This is a genomic window from Streptomyces sp. NPDC018045 (assembly GCF_044327445.1).
Taxonomy (GTDB): Bacteria; Actinomycetota; Actinomycetes; order Streptomycetales; family Streptomycetaceae; genus Streptomyces.
This window is the reverse complement of sequence record NZ_JBIRFL010000007.1, coordinates 260,909-284,206: the sequence shown is the minus strand read 5'-3', so window position 1 is coordinate 284,206 and position 23,298 is coordinate 260,909. Positions and strand designations below refer to the sequence as shown.

The window sequence follows — 23,298 nt, the reverse complement described above, 5'->3', positions numbered from 1 at the left end:
GCGAACGGTGCCCGGAGGGGCGTACGCCGGAGCGATCGCGCGCCCCCTCGTGCGCCCCGTGGGGCGCGCCACGGGAAGCGCAAGACACGGGAATGTAAACACCGGGGAGTAGCGCCCCGCTTGCCTGGCCGCCACATCCGCGTTACCGGCGATTCAACGTCGCTTGCGAGCATCACGGAATGCAGCCCGCTGTCCCGAATGCCGCCGGTCGCCGCCTGCGCCCCGTACCGACTCCGTCCGACGGGCTGACAAAGCCCCCGGCGCGGAAGAATAAGGTCATGAACCAGCAGCCCAGCGCCCAGGCCACGGACCGGACCGAGCCGACCACGCCCCGGGCGGTGGACCACCTGCCGCCGTCCGCGCAGCCGTCGGTGGGCTCCATAGCGGCGCACCGCCCGCACGCGGTCGCCGTGCCGGTGCCCGAGCTGGAACCGGACCTCGACGCGGACCTGGACGACTACGAGGAGACCGGCGCGGCGGGCGCCGACGGCGAGGGGCTGCCCGCCGGCCGCTTCCTGGACCGCGAACGGAGCTGGCTCGCCTTCAACGAGCGGGTGCTGGAACTGGCCGAGGACCCGGCCACCCCCCTCCTGGAACGGGCCAACTTCCTCGCGATCTTCGCCGGCAATCTCGACGAGTTCTTCATGGTGCGGGTCGCGGGCCTCAAACGGCGCATCGCGACCGGCGTCGCCACCCGCTCCGCCTCCGGCCTCCAGCCCCGCGAGGTGCTGGACCTCATCTGGACCCGCTCGCGCGAGCTGATGGCCCGGCACGCCGCCTGTTACCAGCAGGACGTCGCTCCCGAACTGGCCGACCAGGGCATCCACCTCATCCGCTGGCCCGAGCTGACCGAGAAGGAACAGGCCCGGCTGTTCACCCTGTTTCGCCAGCAGATCTTCCCGGTCCTGACCCCGCTCGCCGTCGACCCGGCCCACCCGTTCCCGTACATCTCCGGCCTCTCCCTCAACCTGGCCGTCGTCGTCCGCAACCCGGTCAGCGGACACGACCACTTCGCGCGGGTCAAGGTCCCGCCGCTGCTCTCCCGCTTCCTGGAGGCCGCGCCGCAGCGGTACGTGCCCATCGAGGACGTGATCGCCGCCCACCTGGAGGAACTGTTCCCCGGGATGGAGGTACGGGCGCACCACATGTTCCGGGTGACCCGCAACGAGGACCTCGAAGTCGAGGAGGACGACGCGGAGAACCTCCTCCAGGCGCTGGAGAAGGAGCTGATGCGGCGCCGCTTCGGGCCGCCGGTCCGCCTGGAGGTCGAGGAGTCCATCGACCCGGCCGTGCTGGACCTGCTCGTCCAGGAGCTGAAGGTCTCCGACTCCGAGGTCTACCCGCTGCCCGGGCCGCTGGACCTGACCGGCCTGTTCGGCATCGGCGCCCTGGACCGGCCGGAACTGAAGTACCCCAAGTTCGTGGCGGGCACCCACCGCGACCTCGCCGAGGTCGAGTCGGCGTCCGCGCCCGACATCTTCGCCGCGCTGCGCGCCCGTGACGTCCTGCTGCACCACCCGTACGACTCGTTCTCCACCTCCGTCCAGGCGTTCCTGGAGCAGGCCGCCTGTGACCCCGACGTGCTGGCCATCAAGCAGACGCTGTACCGGACGTCCGGCGACTCGCCGATCGTCGACGCCCTCATAGACGCCGCCGAGTCCGGCAAACAGGTGCTCGTCCTCGTCGAGATCAAGGCGCGCTTCGACGAGCAGGCCAACATCAAGTGGGCGCGCAAACTGGAGGAGTCGGGCTGCCATGTCGTGTACGGACTGGTCGGGCTCAAGACGCACTGCAAGCTGTCGCTCGTCGTCCGCCAGGAAGGCGAGATGCTGCGCCGCTACTCCCATGTGGGGACGGGCAACTACCACCCCAAGACGGCCCGGCTGTACGAGGACCTGGGGCTGCTGACCGCCGATCCGCAGGTCGGCGCGGACCTCTCCGACCTCTTCAACCGGCTCAGCGGCTACTCCCGCCGGGAGACCTACCGGCGGCTGCTGGTCGCCCCCAAGTCCCTGCGGGACGGCCTGGTGCAGCGCATCCACAAAGAGATCGCGCACCACCGCGCCGGGCGGCCCGCCTACGTCCGCGTCAAGGTCAACTCGATGGTCGACGAGGCCGTCATCGACGCGCTGTACCGCGCGTCCCAGGCCGGTGTGCCGGTCGATGTGTGGGTACGCGGCATCTGCGCCCTGCGGCCCGGCGTCGAAGGGCTCAGCGAGCACATCAGGGTACGCAGCGTGCTCGGCCGCTTCCTCGAACACTCCCGGGTGTTCGCCTTCGGCAACGGCGGCGAACCCGAGGTCTGGCTCGGCAGCGCCGACATGATGCACCGCAACCTCGACCGGCGGATCGAGGCGCTGGTACGGGTCACCGACCCGGCCCACCGCGCCGCCCTCAACCGGCTCCTGGAGACCGGCACCTCGGACGCCACCTCGTCCTGGCACCTGGGCCCGGCCGGCAACTGGACCCGGCACGCGGTCGACGCGGACGGCGCGCCGCTGCGCAACGTACAGGAACTGCTCATTGACGCCCGGAGGCGCCGACGTGGCCCAGCGACATGACTTCCCCCCGCTCCGCCGCGAGCCCGCCGGGCCCGGCGGCGCACCCGCCGCGGTGGCCGACGGCCCGGCCCGGCCCGGGGCGCCGGCCCGCTCCGGCTCCCTGCCGCGCCCGTACGGAACCGACGGCTGCGCACTGACCGGACGCACCGCCCGCGACGTCCTCGCCGCCTACCTGCACCACCAGGCGACGGACTTCCTGCGCAGCCTGCGCTCGCACCGCGAGAGCGGCCCCGACGCGGAGGGCGCCCGCGAGGCCGCCCGCCAACTCCGGTCCGCCGCCCGGCGCATCGGCAGCGCACTGCACACCTTCCGCCCGCTCACGGACGAGAAGTGGGCCGACCACCTGCGGGCCGAACTCGCCTGGCTGTCCGGCACGCTGGCCCGCGAACACGCCGGAACGGCCCGGCTGGACCGCCTGATGGGAGCGCTCCAACGGCTCACCGGCCGCCCCGCCCCGGCCGCCGGGACGGCCCCCCTCTCCGCCCCCCAGGACAAGCCGGACCCCGACGCGGCCGAAGCCCTCCTCTCCGCCGGGGCCGCGCGGGCCGGTGCCCTGCTGGAACGGCAGATCACCCTCGCCCGCACCCGCGCGCACTCGGCCGCCCTCCAGGCGCTCGGCTCCTCCCGCTTCCACGCCCTCGCCGACGCCGTAGCCGTACTCGCCTCGGAAGCGCCACTCGCCGCCGCGGCCGACCGGCCCGCCACGGACGCGCTGCTCCCGCCCGCCGAACAGGCCCACCGGCGCCTCGCGGAGGCCGTCGCGGCCCTGCCGCTGGCCCGCGCGGGCCAGGCGTACAACGGCGAAGCCTGCACCGCCGGCTCCCGCCAGGACGCGCCCTGGCACCAGGTACGGCAGCTCGCCCGCCTCAGCCGGTACGCCCGGGAGGTGACCGACCCCGACGACACCGACCCGCGCCTCACGGAGGCCGGCCGCGCTCTCGAACGCCACCGGGACGCCGCCGAAGCCGCCGCCGCGGCCGCCGCGGCGGCCCGCACCCCCCGCATCGCCCCCGCCACCGCCTACGCCCTCGGCGTCCTCCACGCCGACCAGCGCCGCGAGGTCGAAGCGGCCCGCTTCGTGTTCGGCCGGGTATGGCTCCCCGCCCCGCCCCCCGAGGCCGGCCCGCGGAAGGGATGACGGCGCCATGGCAGCACCCCCCAAGCCGGTCAGAGCCGCGGGCTGCGTCCTGTGGCGCCGTTCCCCGGCCACCGGCGACCTGGAGATCGCCCTCGTCCACCGCCCGAAGTACGGCGACTGGTCCCATCCCAAGGGCAAGCTGAAACGCGACGAGGACTGGCTCGCCGGCGCCCTCCGGGAGGTCGCCGAGGAAACCGGCATGCGATGCCGCCCCGGCGCCCGGCTCCCCACCGTCCACTACCTCGCCAACGGCCGCCCCAAAGAAGTCCGCTACTGGGCCGCCGAAGCCACCACCGGCACCTTCGACCCGACCCCGGAGGTCGACCGCCTCCTCTGGCTTCCGCCGGACCGGGCCCGCCCCGTCCTGACCCAGGAGCGGGACCGGCACCTGGTGGACGCGTTGCTGGGGGCTCTGCGGGGGGTGGGGAGGGACAGCGAGGCAGCGGGATAGCAGGGGGAGTGAGGTGGCGGGTCGGCGGGAGTGGCGGGCCGGCAGGGCGAGGGACTGTGGGGGCCGGGAGCTGTGGGCTGCGGATCGAGGGGCCCTGACCTGGCCTTTCTCCTGCTCCCGCAACTGTCTTGAGTCGGGGCTTGTCAATTTTCCTTCGCGGGGATATACCAGAGGGCGAAGGGGCATCGCACCCACTGCCTTCGGAAGGAGATGACCCGTGATGCTCATGCGTACCGACCCGTTCCGCGAGTTCGACCGTCTCACCCAGCAGGTGCTCGGGACGACGGCGCGTCCGGCGGCGCTGCCGATGGACGCCTACCGGTCCGGGGACGAGTTCGTGATCCACTTCGATCTGCCGGGGGTCGACCCGGAGACCATCGACCTGGACATCGAGCGCAACGTGCTGACCGTCCGCGCCGAGCGCTCCTCCACCGCCCCCGAGGGCGCCGAGCTGATCGCGAGCGAGCGTACGGCGGGCAAGTTCAGCCGGCAGCTCTTCCTCGGTGACTCGCTCGACAGCGAGCGGGTGGACGCGGCGTACGAGAACGGCGTGCTGACGCTGCGCATCCCGATCGCGGAACGGGCCAAGCCGCGCAAGATCGAGATCGCGGGCGGGAGCTCGCGGAAGCAGATCTCCCACTGAGGCCGACGCCTGCCGGGCGCCGGACGGGCGCCCGGCAGGCAGGGGGCCGGGCCGCGGGCATCCGTCGACGGTGTGGCGCTGGAGCGCGGTGGCCCGGCAGGTGCGGGACCACCTCCCCGCCGCTCACACCGGCGCGACCGCCTCCCACCGGACCGTGACCTCGCCCTGCCGCCACCGCCGGGGCCCGTCGGCCAGCGGCCACGCCGTGCTCAGGGCGAGTACGCTGCGCATCCACCGCTGCCGCGCGCCCAATGACGCATACGGGGCGGCCGCCGCCCACGCCCGGTCGAACTCGCGCAGGAACGTGTGCACGGGCTGGCCCGGCACATTGCGGTGGATCAGTGCTTTCGGCAGGCGTTCGGCCAGGTCGGACGGTGTTTCCAGGGCGCTGAGCCGGGCCGCGAAGGTGACCGTGCGCGGGCCTTCGGGGCCCAGTGCGACCCACACGTGCCGCCGCCCGATCTCGTCGCAGGTGCCCTCCACCAGCAGCCCGTCCGGCGCCAGCCGCGCGCACAGCCGCTCCCACACGGCGGCCACCTCGTCCTCCGCGTACTGGCGCAGCACGTTCGCCGCCCGGATCAGCACCGGCGCCCGCCGCCCCGGCAGCGGCACCTCGAACCCGCCGTGGGCGAAGGTCAGTCCCGGGCACGTGTACGGTGCCGCGGCGGCGACCCGCGCCGGGTCGATCTCGATGCCGACCACCTGCGCGTCGGCCCGGACGGTACGCAGCCGGGCCAGCAGTTCCACGGCGGTCCAGGGCGCGGCGCCGTAGCCGAGGTCCACGGCGACGGGGGCGGGGCCGCGGCGCAGCGCGGCGGCGTGGGTGGCGGCGATCCAGCGGTCCATGCGGCGCAGGCGGTTCGGGTTGGTGGTGCCGCGGGTCGCGTTCCCGAGGGGACGGGAGGACGGGGGAGAGGTGGGAGAGACGGACGCGCTGCGGACCATGTCCTGACCTTATGCGCCCACCGGCCCCAGTCGTCCCGCCGGACCACGGATACCCATCGGCCCCCCCGGCCGCCCCGCCAGACCACGGATACCCATCTGTCTCCCGGCCGCCCCGCCAGGCCCGGCCGCCCGCGCCGCACCCACCCCGCACCCGCCTTGTTCCACCCAAGGGGACGCCCCAAGGTCACGCTTTGGCAAAGTGCCGGGCGGGCGGGCTCGCCGGGAAATGCATGCGCGGGTTCGGTTGTTACGGGCTTCGGAGGCGCCGCACGCCCCGGCCCAGGCCGTACCGGCTAGGAGGTAGCCCGCAGTGAGCCAATACGTGTCCAGGCTCCGCAGCCGTTCCCACGGCCCGTTCCCGGGCCGGTCCGGGCTGCGCCTGCCGGGTGCGGCGCGCCGCCCGCGCCGGGTCGCCATGCTGAGCGTGCACACCTCCCCGCTGCACCAGCCGGGCACCGGCGACGCCGGCGGCATGAACGTCTACATCGTCGAGCTGGCCAAGAAGCTCGCCTCCCTCAACATCGAGGTGGAGATCTTCACCCGTGCCACGACCGGCACGCTGCCGCCCGCCGTCGAGCTGGCCCCCGGCGTCCTCGTACGGCACGTGGACGCGGGCCCGTACGAGGGCCTGGCCAAGGAGGAGCTGCCGGCCCAGCTCTGCGCCTTCACGCACGGCGTGATGCAGGCGTGGGCGGGCCACCGCCCCGGCCACTACGACCTGGTGCACTCCCATTACTGGCTCTCCGGGCACGTCGGCTGGCTCGCCGCCGAGCGCTGGGGCGTCCCGCTCGTCCACGCCATGCACACCATGGCCAAGGTCAAGAACGCCGCCCTGGCCGCCGGCGACACCCCCGAACCCGCCGCGCGCGTCATCGGCGAGACGCAGATCGTGCGCGCCGCCGACCGGCTGATCGCGAACACGGAGGAGGAAGCCGGCGAGCTGATACGCCACTACGAGGCCGAGCCGGACAAGGTCGCCGTCGTACACCCGGGCGTCAACCTGGACCGCTTCCGCCCCACGGGAGGCCCCGGCCGTACGGACGCCGCCACCGCCCCCGGCCGTACGGACGCGATCACCGAACCCGGTGCCCCCGGCACCGACCAGGACACCTCTGCCTCGCGCTCCGCCGCCCGCGCCCGTCTCGGTCTGCCGCAGGACGCCCTGATCCCGCTCTTCGCCGGCCGCATCCAGCCGCTGAAGGCCCCCGACATCCTGCTGCGCGCCGTCGCCGTCCTGCTCGACGAGGACCCGTCCCTGCGGTCGCGCCTGGTCGTCCCGGTCGTCGGCGGCCCCAGCGGCAGCGGCCTGGCCAAGCCCGAGGGGCTGCAGAAGCTGGCCGCCCGCCTGGGCATCGCCGACGTCGTCCGCTTCCGCCCGCCGGTCGGCCAGGAACAGCTCGCCGACTGGTACCGCGCCGCGTCCGTGCTGGTCATGCCGTCCTACAGTGAATCGTTCGGCCTGGTCGCGATCGAGGCCCAGGCGTGCGGCACCCCGGTGATCGCCGCCGCCGTCGGCGGGCTCCCGGTGGCCGTACGCGACGGCGTCAGCGGATTCCTCATATCCGGCCACGACCCGGCCGACTACGCCCGCGCCCTCGGCCGCTTCGCCCGCGACACGTCGCTGGCCGGCCGGATGGGCGGGGCCGCCGCCCGGCACGCCCGGTCCTTCGGCTGGGACACCGCGGCCGCCGCGACCGCCGAGGTGTACACCGCCGCGATGCAGGAGCGACGCCGTCACCTACGATCACCTCATGGCTGACGACGACGCGGCACGACAGGTGATCGAGGCGGCTCTCGACGATGCCGGCCTGACGTGGGATTCGCCCACCGACGGCACGTACGTGGTGACCCTGCCCGGCACCCGCAAGCTCTCCACGACCTGCTCCCTGGTCGTCGGCAAGCACTCCCTGTCCATCAACGCCTTCGTCGTCCGCCACCCGGACGAGAACCACGAAGCCGTGCACCGCTGGCTCCTGGAGCGCAACACCCGCCTGTACGGGGTGAGTTACGCGATCGACAAGCTGGGCGACATCTACCTCGTCGGCAAACTGCCGCTCGCCGCCGTCACACCGGACGAGCTGGACCGCATCCTCGGCACGGTCCTGGAGAACGCGGACGGCAGCTTCAACACCCTTCTGGAAATGGGCTTCGCCTCCGCCATCCGCAAGGAGTACGAGTGGCGGGTGGCGCGCGGCGAGTCGACGCGCAACCTGGAGGCATTCAGCCATCTGACCCAGCGCCCGTCGGCCTAACCGCCTGGCCGCCCGGCGCCTTCCCGGGCTGTTCGCGGGGCGTCGGCGTCCGCACGGGCGCCCACGGGGCGTCACCGTACGCATGAGTGCCCCGAGGGCGTCACCGTACGCGGTGGCGCCCTCGGGCCCGGCACCGTAATCGGTAGCCCCTCGCGCTCGTCACCGTCCGCGATGACTCCCTAGGGCCCGTCGTCGTCCGCGATAGCTTTTTGGGGCCCGTCGTCGTCCGCGACAGCTCCCTGGGGCCCGTCACCATCCGCGATGGCCCCTCGGCCCGTCACCACACGAACCGCACCTCGGGAAAGCGGGCGGACGGCCCGTCCAGCAACCCGCTGTCCCGCCCCCGCAGCCACCGGTCGAAGAACGCCGTCACATACGCCCGCTGCGCGGCCACCGAGCGGTCCGGCGCGACCGTACCCACCAGCTTCTCGACGGTCGCACGCGGCAGCCCGGCCTCACGGGCCAACTGCGGGACCAGCGACTGCGCGTCCGTGAAGCTCGCGTGCCCGGCACCGGTGAGGGTGAGGTCCAGGTGCCACCCCGAACTGCGCTCCCACACCGCCTTCCAGGACGCGACCGTGTGGTGATCGTCGCCCTCCTTGCCCATGAGGAGCAGCGGGCGGTCCAGTCCGTCCGTGCCGACCGTGGACGGGTTGGCCGGATCGTCGTCCCGCTGGGTGTAGCCCATCACGCCGTCCATGTTCACCGCGGCCCTGATCCGACGGTCGTCATGCATCGCCTGCGCCGCGGTGAACCCGCCACCGGAGTGCCCGAACATCCCGACCGCCCGCAAGTCCAGCACCCCTCTCAGCATCCGCGGCAGCATCACCGACCGCCCCAACTCGTCCAGCACGAAACGGGTGTCGGCCACCCGTACCGCCGTCAGCTTCTTCAGCAGCGCGACGACCTGCTCCGGGCGCTGCGCTTTCCCGGCCTCCTCCCGCATCCGGCTGTACTCGACCCGCCCGCCCGGGAACTGCACCCCGGGCGCCTCATACGTGTGGTCGATGCTCACGACGACGTACCCACGGGACGCCAACTCGTCGCAGAGCGTGCTGCCGAGCGCGCGCGGATCCGCCGCACCCGGCGAATAAAGAACCACCGGAAAGCCCCGCCGACCTGGCTGCGCGACCGGCGCGCCCAGCCACGCATGCGTACGGGTGGCCCCCCAGTCGGCCGTCCCCTCCGGAATGACCTCCGAGAAGTTGCTCCAATCCGCAAACGCAGCCGCCTCCCCGGGCAACATCTGCGGCGCCCGCGCATACCCACCCGCCGCCCTAGCCGGATAGCGCACACTCACCATCAGCTCCCGGTGGGGCCGGTCCGCCACCCAGGGGTCGCGCCGCCCACCGTCCACCAAGTGCAGGTTCGTCATGCCGACCTGATACGGCCCGGTCGGCGCCGGCAGCGTCATCCGCACCGGAGTCATCCGCGCCGGGGCCCCGCCGCCGGCGCCGGCCTCGGCACGCGCACCTCCCGCGGCCGCCGGAGCCCCGAGGGACAGCGCCCCCACGGCCCCCAGCCCCGCCATCACACAGACACGTCGTGTGTACGTCGTCGTCATCCCGTCTCTCCCCGCTCCGACTCTCCGACCAGCTTTCCGGAGCCGCCCGCGCCGCGCGATGGTGCCGGCACCCCCATCACCGTCCCGGCCCACACGAAGATCCCCGCCTCCCTTGCCCAGCCGCCCCCTCAGCCCCTGAGCGCGGGCCGTGGCGAGCCCATGGCCGGAAGTCGATTACGCTCGAAGGCATGGCCGACGCACCGTACAAGCTGATCCTCCTTCGCCACGGCGAGAGCGAGTGGAACGCGAAGAACCTGTTCACCGGCTGGGTGGACGTCAATCTGAACGAGAAGGGCGAGAAGGAGGCGGTCCGCGGCGGTGAGCTGCTCAAGGACGCCGGCCTGCTCCCCGACGTCGTGCACACCTCCGTCCAGAAGCGCGCCATCCGCACCGCGCAGCTCGCCCTGGAGGCCGCCGACCGGCACTGGATCCCGGTCCACCGTAGCTGGCGCCTGAACGAGCGCCACTACGGAGCGCTCCAGGGCAAGGACAAGGCCCAGACCCTCGCCGAGTTCGGCGAGGAGCAGTTCATGCTCTGGCGCCGCTCGTACGACACCCCGCCGCCCGCCCTCGCGGACGACGCCGAGTACTCCCAGATCGACGACCCGCGCTACGCGGTCATCCCCAGCGAGCTGCGCCCGCGCACCGAGTGCCTCAAGGACGTCGTCGTCCGCATGCTGCCGTACTGGTACGACAGCATCGTCCCGGACCTGGCCACCGGCCGCACCGTCCTGGTCGCCGCCCACGGCAACTCGCTCCGCGCCCTGGTCAAGCACCTCGACGGCATCTCCGACGCCGACATCGCGGGCCTGAACATCCCCACCGGCATCCCGCTCTCCTACGAACTCGACGCCGACTTCCACCCGGTCAACCCGGGCGGCACCTACCTCGACCCGGACGCCGCCAAGGCCGCCATCGAGGCCGTGAAGAACCAGGGCAAGAAGAAGTAAGCCCGCACGCGTAAGCCCCCCCGCACGGCTCTTCACGGAGTCGGCAGCGTGGGGTCTCAGCGTGTATCGACGCAGGTCAAGGTCCCGTCCGGCAGATTGCCGGGCGGGACCTTGGGTGTGCTGCGGTGCGGCCTTGGCGGCCGCCGGGAGTGGGCCGCAACCGCTGCCGGAGGTTCAGCCGCAGCCGCCACCGCACTGGCAGGGGCCGCCGGACTGGCAGCCGCAGGAGCAGCCGGGGCCGCAGGCGCAGTCGCTCAGGCCGGGCTCATGGCCGGTGGGGGTGGGGGCAGTGGAACGCGTCATGACTTGCCTCCTCGGGAGAGGGCATCCGAATGTCGTCCGCTGTCCATTGGATGCCCGCGTGCCGAGGCGCATCAACGGCGCGCGGTGGCACGGCGCGCCGCCGTACGGCTCCTGGCCGGGGCGTACGTGCCGTGCCGTGCGCGGCCGGGTGCTGCTACGCGCCCTCCACCGGGGCAGGCGGGGCGATCTCGTCCGCGTGCTCGCCGGTGACGAGGTAGACGACGCGCTTGGCGACCGACACGGCGTGGTCGGCGAACCGCTCGTAGTAGCGGCCCAGCAGCGTCACGTCCACGGCCGTCTCAATGCCGTGCTTCCAGCGGTCGTCCATCAGGTGCTGGAAAAGGGCGCGGTGGAGGAGGTCCATCGCGTCGTCGTCCTGTTCCAACTGGAGGGCGAGGTCGACGTCCTTGGTGATGATGACCTCGGCGGCCTTGGCCATCAGGCGCTGCGCCAACTGGCCCATCTCCAGGATCGTGGCGTGCAGGTCCCGTGGCACGGCCGTGTCCGGGAAGCGCAGCCGGGCCAGCTTGGCCACGTGCTGGGCCAGGTCGCCGGAGCGTTCCAGGTCGGCGCTCATGCGCAGGGAGGTGACGACGATCCGCAGGTCGGTGGCGACCGGCTGCTGGCGCGCCAGCAGGGCTATCGCCCGGGCCTCCAGGTCACGCTGGAGGTCGTCGACCTTCTCGTCGGCGGCGATGACGGCCTCGGCCAGCTTCAGGTCCGCGTCGAGTATCGCCGTGGTGGCGCGCCCGATCGCGGAGCCGACGAGCCTGGCCATCTCGACGAGGCTCTCGCCGATCGAATCCAGCTCCTCGTGGTACGCGTCCCGCATCAGTGACCTTCTCTCGGTTCGGGTGGTGACGTGTCGCTCGGGGTGGTGAAGTGCCATTCGGCTTGACGGAGTGGGGGCCGGAATCCCCACGCTCCCACGTTCCGGCCGGAACGCGACCGGTTCTGACCTCCGGAATGAACCAGTGCCGACACCGAGGTGAACTCTGGGCGACGTATGTTCGAGCAGGCCCTCGAACGGCTGGGGAAGTGTCACAGGCGACGCATAACCTGGAGTCATGAACGTGGACGCGGCCGTTGCCGCAGTGGCAGCGATCGCCGGACTGTGCACCGGCGTCTTCGCCATGCTGGCGTTCCGCTGGAGCGAGCGGGAGCAGGCCAAGCCCACGCGTACGTCCCTGCACACCGACGCCGTCCTGCCGCCCGGCGTGGACACGGTCCTGTCGGTGCTGCGCTCCTCGGCCGTCGTCCTGGACGAGGCCGACGCCGTGGTCAAGGCCAGCTCGGCCGCGTACGCGCTGGGCTTGGTGCGCGGCGGGAAGCTGGCCGTCGAGCCGATGCTCCAGATGGCCCGCGACACCCGCCGCGACGGCGAGATACGCCAGGTCGAGCTGGACCTGCCGCGCCGGGGGACGGGCCGGGGCGGCGACGCCCTGGCGGTCTCGGCCCGGGTCGCGCCCCTCGGCTCGCGGCTGGTCCTGCTGCTGGTCGAGGACCTGACCGAGGCCCGGCGCATAGAAGCGGTACGGCGCGACTTCGTCGCCAACGTCAGCCATGAGCTGAAGACCCCGGTCGGCGCCCTGTCCCTGCTGTCCGAGGCCGTCATGGACGCCAGCGACGACCCCGAGGCGGTCGAGCGCTTCGCCGGCCGTATGCAGAACGAGGCGACCCGCCTGACCAACCTCGTCCAGGAGCTCATCGACCTCTCCCGGGTGCAGAACGACGACCCGCTGGAGGACGCCGAGCCGGTCCGGGTGGACGAGCTGGTCGCGGAGGCGATCGACCGCTGCCGCCAGCAGGCGGGCAGCAAACAGATCACCATGGCCGCCGCCGGCACCGCCGACCTGCACGTCTGGGGCAACCGCGGCCAGCTCGCCGCCGCCCTCGGCAACCTCGTCGAGAACGCCGTCAACTACTCACCGGCCCGTACCCGGGTCGGCATCGCGGGCCGCCGTGTCCCGGCACATGGTGGCGGGGGTACCTCCCAGGCTTTCGGCACGGGGGCACTGATCGAGATCGCGGTGACCGACCAGGGCATCGGGATATCGGAGAAGGACCGGGACCGCGTCTTCGAGCGGTTCTACCGCGTGGACCCGGCGCGCTCGCGCGCCACCGGCGGGACCGGCCTCGGCCTCGCCATCGTCAAACACGTGGCCGCCTCGCACGGCGGGGAGGTCACGGTATGGAGCGCTGAGGGACAGGGCTCCACCTTCACCCTGCGTCTCCCGGAGGCGGGTGCCGTGCGCGACCGCGCGCGTACCGGCTCCGGCTCATCGGCGGAGGGCCTCGACGACGAGGACCGCCCGTACGAGACCTTCAACGATCCGCTCCCTGCTCACCCTGCCCCGGAGGTCCTTCCGTGACCCGAGTGCTCGTCGTCGAGGACGAGGAATCGTTCAGTGACGCCCTGTCGTACATGCTCCGCAAGGAGGGCTTCGAGGTCGCCGTCGCGGCCACCGGCCCCGACGGCCTGGACGAGTTCGAGCGCAACGGCGCCGACCTGGTCCTGCTGGACCTGATGCTGCCGGGCCTGCCCGGCACCGAGGTCTGCCGTCAGCTACGCGGCCGCTCCAACGTCCCGGTCATCATGGTGACCGCCAAGGACAGCGAGATCGACAAGGTGGTCGGCCTGGAAATAGGAGCCGACGATTACGTCACCAAGCCCTTCTCCTCCCGCGAGCTGGTCGCCCGGATCCGCGCGGTGCTGCGCCGCCGCGGGGAGCCCGAGGAGGTCACGCCGCAGGCCCTGGAGGCCGGCCCGGTCCGGATGGACGTGGACCGACACGTCGTCACGGTCTCCGGCGGCAAGGTCGACCTGCCGCTGAAGGAGTTCGACCTCCTGGAGATGCTGCTGCGCAACGCGGGCCGGGTCCTGACCCGTATGCAGTTGATCGACCGGGTCTGGGGCGCCGACTACGTGGGGGACACCAAAACGCTGGACGTCCACGTGAAGCGCCTGCGCGCCAAGATCGAACCGGACCCGGGCGCGCCGCGGTACCTGGTCACGGTCCGTGGCCTGGGGTACAAGTTCGAGCCGTAAGCCGTATGCCGTGCCCCTTGAGCCGTGATCCGTGATCCGTGATCCGCGTTCCTCGGGCCGTGAGCCGTACGGCCAAGCCGCCGATCCGTGGCAGGTGCCGACGCCTGGGCGCATAGGCACCGGAGGGCGAGCGGTGCGAGGTGCGTGCCGTACGAGAGCGCGCCGTTGCGCCGTACGGCCTGCGAGGCGGGCGTACGGCGTACGGGGCGCGGCTTACGAGCCACCGGGCCCCGTCGGCCCGGCCGGTGCATGGCGCCGGTCCGGCCGGCGGGGCCCAAGCCGTCGGCCGGACCGGCATACGCGAGCGACGCGGTGTACGCCGACGGCGCGGTCCACACCGACGACATGGCATGCGTGAGCGCCGTGCGGCCGGATCACTCCGGTCCTCCGCACGGCGCTCACGGTGGTGCTGCGCTGGTGCTCTGCTGCGCCGCTACGGGCGTCAGCGGCCCGCCTCGGGCGACTGCGGCGTGCCGCTGTTCGGCGTGCCGCTGGCGCCGGCACCGGCCGTGCCGCTCGGCGTGGCCGTCGCCGACGGGCTGCCGGACGGCGCGGAGGGGCTGCCGGACGGGCGGGCCGAGCCGGACGGCGACGGCACCTCGCTCGGGCCGTAGTCCTTGAAGTAGCTCTTGGCCGGGACGACGAACGCCCGCAGGGTGACCTTGCCGGCGGCGCTGAAGTCGAAGGTCACGGACTGCGCGTCGCCGTTCTTCACGGACTCGCGGCCGCTGTCCAGTACGGCGGACGCGTTGTCCTTGCCGCCGATCACGACCGAACCGCCGGCCGGGACCACGATCGGTCCGGAGCCCTTGGCGGGCGCCAGCTTGGCTTCCTTGTTCGTACCGTTGACCTTGATGGACTCCAGCGTCTGGTCCTTGCTGCCGTTGTTGAAGACGGTCGCGGTCACCACGGCCGGGCCCTGGGCCTCCGGGTCGGGCTGGGTGACGACGGCGGCGTTCTGGATCTTGAGGTCGCCGACGCTGGTTGCGGCGTGGTCCGGCTTGACCTGGAGCGTCTGGGCGTCGTTCCCGGCTCCGCACGCGGAGAGCGTGGCGATCGAGAGCGTGAGAACGGTGGCGGCGAGGACGCCGCGTCGAAGGCTGCGGCTCACGGCGGCGGCATCTCCTTGGACGAACTACGGCGGCCGAACTTCGAGCCCGGTCGCGGATGGGCGGCTGGGCGGCCGTGCGCGGTCGCCGTACCGGCATCCGCGTAAAGCCGCCCTAAGGGTGTGTCAGCGCCGCTAGGTTACCGAGCCGTCCCCGGGCCGCCGCACCCGACCCGCCCCCAGGACGATCACACCCTCCTCACATCCCGCTCCGGCCGGTCCTGACGGGCCGCGGCGGTCCGTCGCCGTACGTCCGATTGCCGCACTTCATCCGCCGGCACGGAAGTTCCCGGACCCGCACCGCGGAAGATCATGACCGGGCTCCTGGAAGAAACCCGAATATCCGGCAAGCGGCTGTTCGGGTGAAGCCCGGCCGGTTTCCCCGGAGGTAAATCGGCATTCGCAGGGAATGCGCCGGCTTCCCGGAATTGATCACGTGTGGCGGCCGACGCGCGACGGCCGTACGGTGTTCGCGAGGCGATCACCCGGTGATCAATTCATGAAACGGTGGACACTTGCTCTCCGGAACCGAACGGAGTAGCGGAACTGTGGCATCCGGATTCCGGCAAAACAGGACGTAAGGTCACCGCTTCGGGTGCTTCCGGGCGTGTGACGTACGCGTTTCAGGCTGCGCGCGAAGCCCCTCCGACCTGCGAATTCCTGCACCCGGAGGGCTGTCGAAGCACGATCCGGCCGCTGTTGTCAAGCCCCGAGATATGCCCTGACCTGCGAAAACGCCATTCAGAACGGCCCGTTCCCGTGTTAGCATGGATAGCCACGGAAGGGGTACCTGTCACATGACGTTCAAGGTTGGCGACACCGTGGTCTATCCCCATCACGGGGCCGCGCTGATCGAGGCCATCGAAACTCGCCAGATCAAAGGCGTGGACAAGACCTACTTGGTGCTGAAGGTCGCCCAGGGCGACTTGACTGTTCGTGTGCCAGCGGACAATGCGGAGTTCGTCGGCGTACGCGATGTGGTCGGCCAGGACGGGCTGGACCGGGTCTTCGAGGTGCTGCGCGCACCGTATGCCGAAGAGCCGACGAACTGGTCCCGTCGTTACAAGGCAAATCTGGAGAAGCTCGCCTCGGGTGACGTGATCAAGGTCGCCGAGGTCGTGCGAGACCTGTGGCGCCGTGAGCGGGAGCGCGGCCTCTCCGCCGGTGAGAAGCGCATGCTCGCCAAGGCCCGCCAGATCCTGGTGAGCGAACTCGCCCTCGCGGAGAACACCAACGAGGACAAGGCCGAGGCTCTGCTGGACGAGGTCCTCGCGTCCTGACGACGTACGAATGCCGCGGCGCCCGAGTGGCGGCCGACTCCGGCCAGGAGCGGTCAGTTGCCGGGCGCTGCGGCATATCTGCGGCGACATGTCCGATGTGCCTGCACGATTTGCGCGCGGTGCCCGCACGACACGTGTACGGCGCACGCTCGTGCGCAGGCACACGTGCGGAAGCCGCGTACCACTACCGAACCTTGTGATCGTTCCCCGTGGTGACCGCCCCCGTGCTCGTCCCCGAAAAGATCCGCCGTCGCGCCCGCCTGTGGCGTGCCGGGCCCGGGCATCTGTCCCGACCGGTGTCACGGAAGGGTCCGGATCGGGGCGTCGCGCCCGGCACACTGCGGCCATACCCATGTCGGCTCAGGAAACAAACCTGTCTGCGCTAATTCCGGGGTCTCCCCGGGCTTCGGAGCGACCGATGTCAGACGTATCCCCAGATTCCGCCAACCCCTCCGGCCCGCCCCGGCTCCGTACCGCGGCCGTGATTCCGGCCGCCGGACGCGGCGTACGGCTGGGCCCGGGCGCCCCCAAGGCACTCCGTGCGCTGGGTGGCACTCCCATGCTCGTCCACGCCGTCCGCGCGATGGCCGCCTCCCGCGCCGTCTCCGTCGTCGTGGTCGTCGCCCCGCCGGACGGCGCCACCGAGGTCCGCAACCTGCTGGACCAGTACCCGCTGCCCGAACGCACCGACCTGCTGGTCGTCCCCGGCGGCGAGACCCGCCAGGAGTCCGTCCGCCGTGGCCTGGAGGCGCTGCCCGAGGCCATCGACGTGGTGCTGGTGCACGACGCCGCCCGGCCCCTGGTGCCCGCCGACACGGTGGACTCGGTGGTCGCCGCCGTACGGGACGGCGCCCCGGCCGTGGTCCCGGCGCTGCCGCTCGCGGACACCGTCAAGCAGGTCGAGCCGCGCACCGGCGAGCGGGCCGGCGAGCCGGAGCCCGTGGTGGGCACACCGGAGCGTGCCCGGCTGCGCGCCGTACAGACGCCGCAAGGCTTCGATCGGGCGACTCTGGTCAAGGCGCACGAGACCGTCGCCCTCCAGGGTGACGGCGCGACCGACGACGCCGGGATGGTCGAGCAGCTCGGCGCCCCCGTCGTGCTGGTGCCCGGACACGAAGAAGCGTTCAAGGTGACCCGACCGCTGGACCTGGTCCTCGCCGAAGCCGTACTCGCCCGCAGGAGGGCCACCGATGGGTATGTATGAGCCGCAGATGGTGCCCCTGGTGGGCATCGGCACCGACGTGCACGCCTTCGAGAAGGGCCGCGAACTTAGGGTCGCCGGCCTGCTCTGGGACGACGCGGAGAGCGACGGGTACGGCCTCGCCGGGCACAGTGACGGCGACGTCGCCGCGCACGCGGCCTGTGACGCGCTCTTCTCGGCCGCAGGCGTCGGCGACCTCGGCGCGCACTTCGGCACCAGCCGCCCGGAGTACTCCGGCGCCTCCGGGCTGACGCTGCTGTCCGAGGCAGCCCGCATCGTACGGACCGAGGGCTTCGTGATCGGCAACATCGCGGTGCAGGTCATCGGCGTCCGCCCGAAGGTCGGCAAGCGGCGCGCCGAGGCCCAGAAGGTCCTGTCGGAGGCGGCCGGCGCCCCGGTCTCGGTGTCCGGCACGACATCGGACGGCCTGGGCCTGACGGGCCGGGCGGAGGGGCTGGCGGCGGTGGCTACGGCATTGGTGATACCCGTCCGGTAGGGGCCGGGCCCGGTTGCCGGGGGCTGTCGGGGCGGCTGTTCCGGGACAGTGGGCTCCGGTTGATCTCCGGGTGGTCTCCGGGTGGTCTCCGGTTGGTCGGTCTGTGGCCGGGGCCGGTGGCTTGGAGCGGGCGGCGTGGGGCGCGGGAACTCCTTGCCGCGTACGGGAGTTGAGCAGGGTGACAGGGGCACCCGTGCCGGTCGAGGCGGCCCCGTGCCCGCGCCGGAAGGAGCTGCCGTGCCCACCACATCCGAAGGACCGGCCGCGCCGGAAGGGCCGGTCGCGCCCGCCGTGCCGCCCGAGCCCTTCAAGAGCCGCCCGGCGGCCCGTCGCGGGGCTTGCGCGCATCGCGGCCGCCCGGGGGAAATATCACGCTTCTGTGTCCGTGGCCCCGGGGGTCGCGGGGCACTGTCCGGTTCGGACTACCCTTGATGCGTGACTATTCGGCTGTACGACACAAGCGCCCGGCAGACTCGCGATTTCACCCCGCTCACGCCGGGCTGTGTCTCGATCTACCTGTGCGGCGCGACCGTACAGGCCGCCCCGCACATCGGGCACATCCGGTCGGGACTGAACTTCGACATCATGCGCCGCTGGTTCCTGCACCGCGGCTACGACGTGACGTTCATCCGGAACGTGACGGACATCGACGACAAGATCATCACGAAGGCCGCCGACCAGGGCCGCCCGTGGTGGGCCATCGGTTACGAGAACGAGGTCGCCTTCAACACGGCCTACGACACGCTCGGCTGCCTGCGTCCCACCTACGAGCCGCGCGCGACCGGTCACATCCCCGAGATGATCGAGATGATGCGGGGCCTGATCGACCGCGGCCACGCCTACGCCGCGGACGGCAACGTCTACTTCGACGTGCGCTCCTTCCCGGCCTACCTGGAGCTGTCCAACCAGGAGCTGGACAACCTCCTCCAGCCCTCCGGCGAGAACGAGACCGGCAAGCGCGACCCGCGCGACTTCGCCATGTGGAAGGCGGCGAAGCCGGGCGAGCCGAGCTGGGAGACCCCGTGGGGCCGCGGCCGCCCCGGCTGGCACCTGGAGTGCTCGGCCATGGCGCACAAATACCTGGGCGCCGCCTTTGACATCCACGGCGGCGGCGTCGACCTGGTCTTCCCGCACCACGAGAACGAGATCGCGCAGGCCAAGGCGTACGGCGACGACTTCGCCACGTACTGGTGCCACAACGCGTGGGTGACCATCAGCGGCGAGAAGATGGCGAAGTCCCTGGGCAACTCGGTGCTGGTCTCCGAGATGCTCAAGCGCTGGCGCCCGATCGTGCTGCGCTACTACCTGGGCACCCCGCACTACCGCTCGATGATCGAGTACAGCGAGGAGGCGCTGCGCGAGGCCGAGTCCGCGTTCGCGCGGATCGAGGGCTTCATCCAGCGCGTGGTGGAGAAGGCCGGTCCCGTGGAGCCCGCCGCCGAGGTGCCGCCGGCCTTCGCCGAGGCGATGGACGACGACCTCGGCGTACCGCAGGCGCTCGCCATCGTGCACACCACCGTCCGCCAGGGGAACTCCGCGCTGACGGCCGACGACAAGGAATCCGCCGTCGCCCGCCTGGCGGAGGTACGCGCCATGCTCGGCGTGCTGGGCCTGGACCCGCTGGACGAGAAGTGGTCGGGCGGCGGCACGGACCGCGGCGAGGACCTGCACGGCGTCGTCGACTCGCTGGTCCGGCTGGTCCTGGAGCAGCGCCAGGCGGCCCGCACCCGCAAGGACTACGCGACCGCCGACGCCATCCGCGACCAGCTCCAGCAGTCCGGACTGGCCATCGAGGACACGCCTTCGGGCCCGCGGTGGTCACTGTCCTGAGCCGGGCCCTGGACCGCCGGTGCCGGACCCGCCGGCGGACCTGCCGGTTCCTGTCCAGCCGGTTCCCGCCCTGCCGGCCCCCGCTCTGCCGGGCTCGTACTGAATACCGGCAGGTCGGGGCGGCGAGGCGGGCCGTCGGGCGAGGCAGGGCAGCCGGTCGAAGGCCGTCGTTCCGGACGGGACCGTCGGCCGATCGGGCTCCCGGTGCGCGTACCGGCGGGTGCCGGTTGGCCGTACCGGCCGCCTCCGGGCGACACTTCTAGCAGACACGCATCATCTGCCTGAGGCACGCACCGAGCGTGCACCGGGCACACCCATCCGTACGTACGTATCCACTCCACGTCGCGAGACGTCGAGAGCAGTGAAGAGACAGGTGACCCATGGCCGGCAACAGCCAGCGCAGGAACCGCCGCACGTCCAACAAGAAGGGTATGCAGGTCGGCAGCGGTGGCCAGCGGCGCCGGGGCCTGGAAGGCAAGGGCCCGACCCCGCCCGCGTCCGCACGCAAGGGGCATGTGAAGAACCGCATCGCCAACGCCAAGACCAAGCAGGCGGCCAACCGGCGCCCGGCCCCGCGGCGCGGTGGCGCCAAGGGCACCTCGGAGCTGGTCGTCGGCCGTAACCCGGTCTTCGAGGCGCTGCGCGACGGCGTGCCCGCGACGACGCTGTACGTGCAGCAGTTCATCGAGAACGACGAGCGGGTGCGCGAGGCGCTGCAGCTCGCCGCCGACCGCGGCAACATCAACCTGATGGAGGCGCCGCGCCCCGAGCTCGACCGCATCACCAACGGGCTCAACCACCAGGGCCTGGTGCTCCAGGTGCCGCCGTACGAGTACGCGCACCCGGAGGACCTCGCGGCCGCCGCCTTCGACGACGGCGAGGACCCGCTGATCGTCGCGCTCGACGGCGTCACCGACCCGCGCAACCTCGGCGCCGTGGTGCGCTCGGTCGCCGCGTTCGGCGGCCACGGTGTGGTCGTGCCGGAGCGGCGTGCCGCCGGTATGACGGCCGGCGCGTGGAAGACCTCGGCGGGCACGGCGGCCCGTACGCCGGTCGCCCGTGCCACGAATCTGACGCGCGCCCTGGAGGGCTACCAGAAGGCGGGCATGACCGTCGTGGGCCTGGCGGCGGACGGCGAGATGGAGCTTCAGGACCTGGCGGCGCTGGACGGCCCGGTCGTCATCGTCGTGGGCAGCGAGGGCAAGGGCCTGTCGCGGCTGGTCGGCGAGACCTGCGACGTCCGCGTACGGATCCCCATGCCGGGCGGCGCGGAGTCGCTGAACGCGGGTGTCGCGGCGGGCGTGGTGCTGTGGGAGGCGGCGCGGCGGCGCGCGTGAGTCGTCGCCGTCGCCGAGGACGGTGCCGGTGCCGGTGAGGCGTGGCGTGGCGAGCCGCCGAGGGCTGCGTGGCTCCGCGCGGCTCGGGGGGCGGGCGAGGACGAGGCGACGGGGTAGTGAGGGCGCGCGGGCGGGAGCCTCGTGCCGCGCGCACGCTCCCGCCCCTCCGTACCGGGTTCTCCTCGCTACCGGACGACCCGTCTTCCCTTTCGTGGCCGCCGCCCTCATCCACCGAAACCGCCCGCCTCTCCAGCCGTACAGGCGTGCGAATGGTCATCCGGAAGGCTGTTCGGCGGCGCGGGCGGGAACCGTGCCGCCGGGGCATCGGGGCGGCCCTGCGGAGGTCACCCGGAGAACCGGCGGTGCTCCCGCGTTCCCTTGACGGGCCTCGGACAGATCGGGGCGGTCAAGGCAGTGTCTTAAACGCGGGTCACTCGGTTAGATGAGCGTGGACACCAGAACACCCCGCACGCCTACGGGGGGACGCTCGCCGGGCTTCGATGACGAGCCGGTGCTGAGCTCGGTCAAGGTGCCGTGCGATCCCGCGCAGGTCATTGTCAATCACGCCAGCTTCCGCGTGCAGCTCGCCGCGCCCGCCGCGAGCAGCAGCGCCATGGCCGACACCGCGCGCATCCCCGTGGTCCGGGAGCCGGCGGGCGGCAGACGCCGCGCACCCGTGGTGTGGAGCGGCCGCACCGAACCGGGCGGCACCACCGCCGCCACCAGCCAACTTCTGCGTGCCGTGCGGAATTCGGGCCGGACCACGGTCACCGCCGACCGGAGCGACGACATCGGCACCACGACCCAGGTCCTGCCCCGGGTCCGGATCGACGAGGAGCCGCCCCGCACGGGCGCGGGCTCCGACGGCCCGGCCTCGACCGTCGTCGGCCAGCGCGGCCCCGTGGACGCGGACACCACCCTGCTCAAGGGCGTGCGGCCGACCACCGGCGCCTACGACCACTACGACGACGCGCCGCCGTACTCGGACGAGGAGATGGCGGCGTACGAGCGGTACGGCGACGGGGCCGGCCGGCGCGGCGGCGACACGATCCGGCACGCGTACTACCCGGGGCGCCGGATGAACCTCGGTGTCGTACTGCTGCCGTTGCGCGTCTTCCTCGGCTTCATCACCGTGTACGCGGGCATGGGCAAGCTCTGCGACCCCGTCTACTTCGACGGCGGCGAACGCGGCTCGATGGTCAAGTGGCTCCAGTCGCTGCACCCGTGGTCGCTCGTCGCGCCGCTGCGCGACTTCGCCCTCTCGCACCCCGTGGGGGCCGGTCTGACCGTGGCCTTCCTCCAGGTCGTGGTCGGCGTGCTGACCATGTGCGGACTGTGGCAGCGGGTCGCCGCCTCGTTCGGCGCGCTGCTCTCCGCGGCCCTCCTGATGACGGTCAGTTGGCGCACCGTACCGGTCTACGACGCGCCCGACATCATCTACCTCGCCGCCTGGAGCCCGCTGGTCATCGCGGGCGCGCCGGTCTACTCGATGGACGCCCGGCTCGCCGGCGAGGCATGGCGACGGCTGGGCCCGCGCGTCGAGCTGTGGGACCTGCGGCGCCGGGTACTGCGCCGCGGTGCCGTCCTGACGGCCGTGGTCGCCGGGCTGACGCTGCTGGTCGGGTCGCTGCTGGGCGGGGCCGTACGGTCCGCCTCGGTGCCCTCCGTACCGGAGCCCGGCGAGCCCGCGACGAACAACCTCCCCGGCTCACCGCTGCCGCAGCAGTCACAGCCCGGCGGCCCGAAGGCGCAGCACGGCCCCGGGCACCCCGGCAAGGCGCCGAAGCACTCCGGCAAGCCGTCGGCCGGCGCCTCGCGCAAGGCGGGTTCCCCGAAGCCGAAGACCCCCTCGGCCCCGGCTCCCGGCACGGCACGGGCCACCGGCAGCGTGAGCGGATCGGCGCAGGACTCCGGCCGCTCTTCCAGCGGCGCGCCGCCCCGGCAGACCGCACCGACCCGGGCCCCGGCGACGACCCCCCAGGCACCGTCCGTCGGCGGCACCGCCGGGGGCACCAACGGCGGCGCGAGCGAGAGCGGTTCGAGCAGCTCCAGCAGCGGCAGGGGACGCGGGGGGACGCTGGGCGGGTTGCTGGGGTGAGGGGTGGGCCCCAGGAGCTCTACGGGGCTCCTGGGGCCTTGCCGGTCCATGACCCGGCCCGGTCCCTCCTGGCCGCTCGCATACCTTTGAAC

At 72.5% G+C, this 23,298-nt stretch carries 20 protein-coding genes; 15 read left to right on the top strand and 5 right to left on the bottom strand.

Translation table 11 applies throughout. The features are described 5' to 3' along the window. Window positions 1-278 precede the first annotated feature (278 nt). The 4 genes from ACH4EB_RS19640 (at window position 279) to ACH4EB_RS19625 (ending at window position 4,793) form a co-directional block, all read left to right on the top strand. Window positions 279-2,561, top strand: a complete 2,283-nt coding sequence (locus ACH4EB_RS19640; protein ID WP_398348797.1) for an RNA degradosome polyphosphate kinase — start codon at window positions 279-281, stop codon at window positions 2,559-2,561. Continuing rightward, on the top strand, window positions 2,545-3,699 hold the full coding sequence (locus ACH4EB_RS19635) for a CHAD domain-containing protein (protein WP_398348796.1): 1,155 nt from the start codon (window positions 2,545-2,547) through the stop codon (window positions 3,697-3,699). Before ACH4EB_RS19640 ends, ACH4EB_RS19635 begins: the two co-directional genes overlap by 17 nt. A 7-nt stretch (window positions 3,700-3,706) precedes the next feature. After that, window positions 3,707-4,150 carry an NUDIX hydrolase gene (locus ACH4EB_RS19630; RefSeq protein ID WP_398348795.1) on the top strand — a complete coding sequence of 148 codons (444 nt, stop codon included), beginning with the start codon at window positions 3,707-3,709 and terminating at the stop codon, window positions 4,148-4,150. A 220-nt stretch (window positions 4,151-4,370) separates the two neighbouring features. Continuing rightward, window positions 4,371-4,793, top strand: a complete 423-nt coding sequence (locus ACH4EB_RS19625) for an Hsp20/alpha crystallin family protein (RefSeq protein WP_398348794.1) — start codon at window positions 4,371-4,373, stop codon at window positions 4,791-4,793. Window positions 4,794-4,916: 123 nt separating this feature from the next. Here the strand turns inward: ACH4EB_RS19625 and ACH4EB_RS19620 are convergent, their stop codons facing one another. Further along, window positions 4,917-5,738, bottom strand: a complete 822-nt coding sequence (locus ACH4EB_RS19620) for a class I SAM-dependent methyltransferase (protein WP_398348793.1) — start codon at window positions 5,736-5,738, stop codon at window positions 4,917-4,919. Between the two features lie 310 nt (window positions 5,739-6,048). Here ACH4EB_RS19620 and ACH4EB_RS19615 point away from each other — a divergent pair, with 310 nt between their 5' ends. Both ACH4EB_RS19615 and ACH4EB_RS19610 read left to right on the top strand, forming a co-directional pair. Continuing rightward, on the top strand, window positions 6,049-7,497 hold the full coding sequence (locus ACH4EB_RS19615; RefSeq protein ID WP_398348792.1) for a glycosyltransferase: 1,449 nt from the start codon (window positions 6,049-6,051) through the stop codon (window positions 7,495-7,497). After that, window positions 7,490-7,990 carry a YbjN domain-containing protein gene (locus ACH4EB_RS19610; protein ID WP_398348791.1) on the top strand — a complete coding sequence of 167 codons (501 nt, stop codon included), beginning with the start codon at window positions 7,490-7,492 and terminating at the stop codon, window positions 7,988-7,990. Before ACH4EB_RS19615 ends, ACH4EB_RS19610 begins: the two co-directional genes overlap by 8 nt. 277 nt (window positions 7,991-8,267) lie before the next feature. On the opposite strand, the gene ACH4EB_RS19605 is transcribed toward ACH4EB_RS19610, so the two are convergent. Beyond that, entirely contained in the window at window positions 8,268-9,521 is a 1,254-nt protein-coding gene (locus tag ACH4EB_RS19605) for an alpha/beta hydrolase family protein (protein WP_398348871.1), read from the bottom strand. A gap of 221 nt (window positions 9,522-9,742) precedes the next feature. Here ACH4EB_RS19605 and ACH4EB_RS19600 point away from each other — a divergent pair, with 221 nt between their 5' ends. After that, window positions 9,743-10,504 carry a phosphoglyceromutase gene (locus ACH4EB_RS19600; protein WP_398348790.1) on the top strand — a complete coding sequence of 254 codons (762 nt, stop codon included), beginning with the start codon at window positions 9,743-9,745 and terminating at the stop codon, window positions 10,502-10,504. A gap of 174 nt (window positions 10,505-10,678) precedes the next feature. Here ACH4EB_RS19600 and ACH4EB_RS19595 read toward each other — a convergent pair whose 3' ends face one another. Continuing rightward, on the bottom strand, window positions 10,679-10,807 hold the full coding sequence (locus ACH4EB_RS19595) for a hypothetical protein (RefSeq protein ID WP_398348789.1): 129 nt from the start codon (window positions 10,805-10,807) through the stop codon (window positions 10,679-10,681). Window positions 10,808-10,961: 154 nt separating this feature from the next. Beyond that, window positions 10,962-11,639: a phosphate signaling complex protein PhoU gene (gene phoU / locus ACH4EB_RS19590; protein ID WP_398348788.1), complete on the bottom strand. Its 678-nt coding sequence runs from the start codon at window positions 11,637-11,639 to the stop codon at window positions 10,962-10,964. A 235-nt stretch (window positions 11,640-11,874) separates the two neighbouring features. On the opposite strand from phoU, the gene ACH4EB_RS19585 reads away from it, so the two are divergent. Together ACH4EB_RS19585 and ACH4EB_RS19580 are read left to right on the top strand one after the other, a co-directional pair. Further along, a complete protein-coding gene (locus tag ACH4EB_RS19585; protein ID WP_398348787.1) occupies window positions 11,875-13,179 on the top strand; it encodes a sensor histidine kinase in 1,305 nt (434 codons plus the stop codon). Further along, window positions 13,176-13,856 (top strand): response regulator transcription factor, encoded by a 681-nt coding sequence (locus ACH4EB_RS19580; protein WP_018540121.1) that lies wholly within the window; start codon window positions 13,176-13,178, stop codon window positions 13,854-13,856. The genes ACH4EB_RS19585 and ACH4EB_RS19580 overlap by 4 nt, the downstream gene beginning before the upstream one ends. 442 nt (window positions 13,857-14,298) lie before the next feature. Here the strand turns inward: ACH4EB_RS19580 and ACH4EB_RS19575 are convergent, their stop codons facing one another. Beyond that, window positions 14,299-14,967, bottom strand: coding sequence for a DUF461 domain-containing protein (locus tag ACH4EB_RS19575; RefSeq protein ID WP_398348786.1), 669 nt, complete (start codon window positions 14,965-14,967; stop codon window positions 14,299-14,301). Between the two features lie 794 nt (window positions 14,968-15,761). Here ACH4EB_RS19575 and ACH4EB_RS19570 point away from each other — a divergent pair. The 6 genes from ACH4EB_RS19570 (at window position 15,762) to ACH4EB_RS19545 (ending at window position 23,206) form a co-directional block, all read left to right on the top strand. After that, entirely contained in the window at window positions 15,762-16,244 is a 483-nt protein-coding gene (locus ACH4EB_RS19570; RefSeq protein WP_003953493.1) for a CarD family transcriptional regulator, read from the top strand. Window positions 16,245-16,662: 418 nt separating this feature from the next. Then, entirely contained in the window at window positions 16,663-17,448 is a 786-nt protein-coding gene (gene ispD, locus ACH4EB_RS19565; RefSeq protein ID WP_398348785.1) for a 2-C-methyl-D-erythritol 4-phosphate cytidylyltransferase, read from the top strand. Beyond that, the gene (gene ispF, locus ACH4EB_RS19560) at window positions 17,441-17,941 is read left to right on the top strand and encodes a 2-C-methyl-D-erythritol 2,4-cyclodiphosphate synthase (RefSeq protein WP_398348870.1); all 501 of its coding nucleotides are present in this window, start codon (window positions 17,441-17,443) and stop codon (window positions 17,939-17,941) included. The genes ispD and ispF overlap by 8 nt, the downstream gene beginning before the upstream one ends. A gap of 435 nt (window positions 17,942-18,376) precedes the next feature. Next, window positions 18,377-19,771 (top strand): cysteine--tRNA ligase, encoded by a 1,395-nt coding sequence (gene cysS / locus ACH4EB_RS19555; protein ID WP_398348784.1) that lies wholly within the window; start codon window positions 18,377-18,379, stop codon window positions 19,769-19,771. A 380-nt stretch (window positions 19,772-20,151) separates the two neighbouring features. Then, window positions 20,152-21,108: a 23S rRNA (guanosine(2251)-2'-O)-methyltransferase RlmB gene (rlmB, locus tag ACH4EB_RS19550; protein ID WP_398348783.1), complete on the top strand. Its 957-nt coding sequence runs from the start codon at window positions 20,152-20,154 to the stop codon at window positions 21,106-21,108. A 442-nt stretch (window positions 21,109-21,550) separates the two neighbouring features. Next, on the top strand, window positions 21,551-23,206 hold the full coding sequence (locus ACH4EB_RS19545) for a DoxX family membrane protein (protein ID WP_398348782.1): 1,656 nt from the start codon (window positions 21,551-21,553) through the stop codon (window positions 23,204-23,206). The last annotated feature ends 92 nt before the right edge of the window (window positions 23,207-23,298 follow it).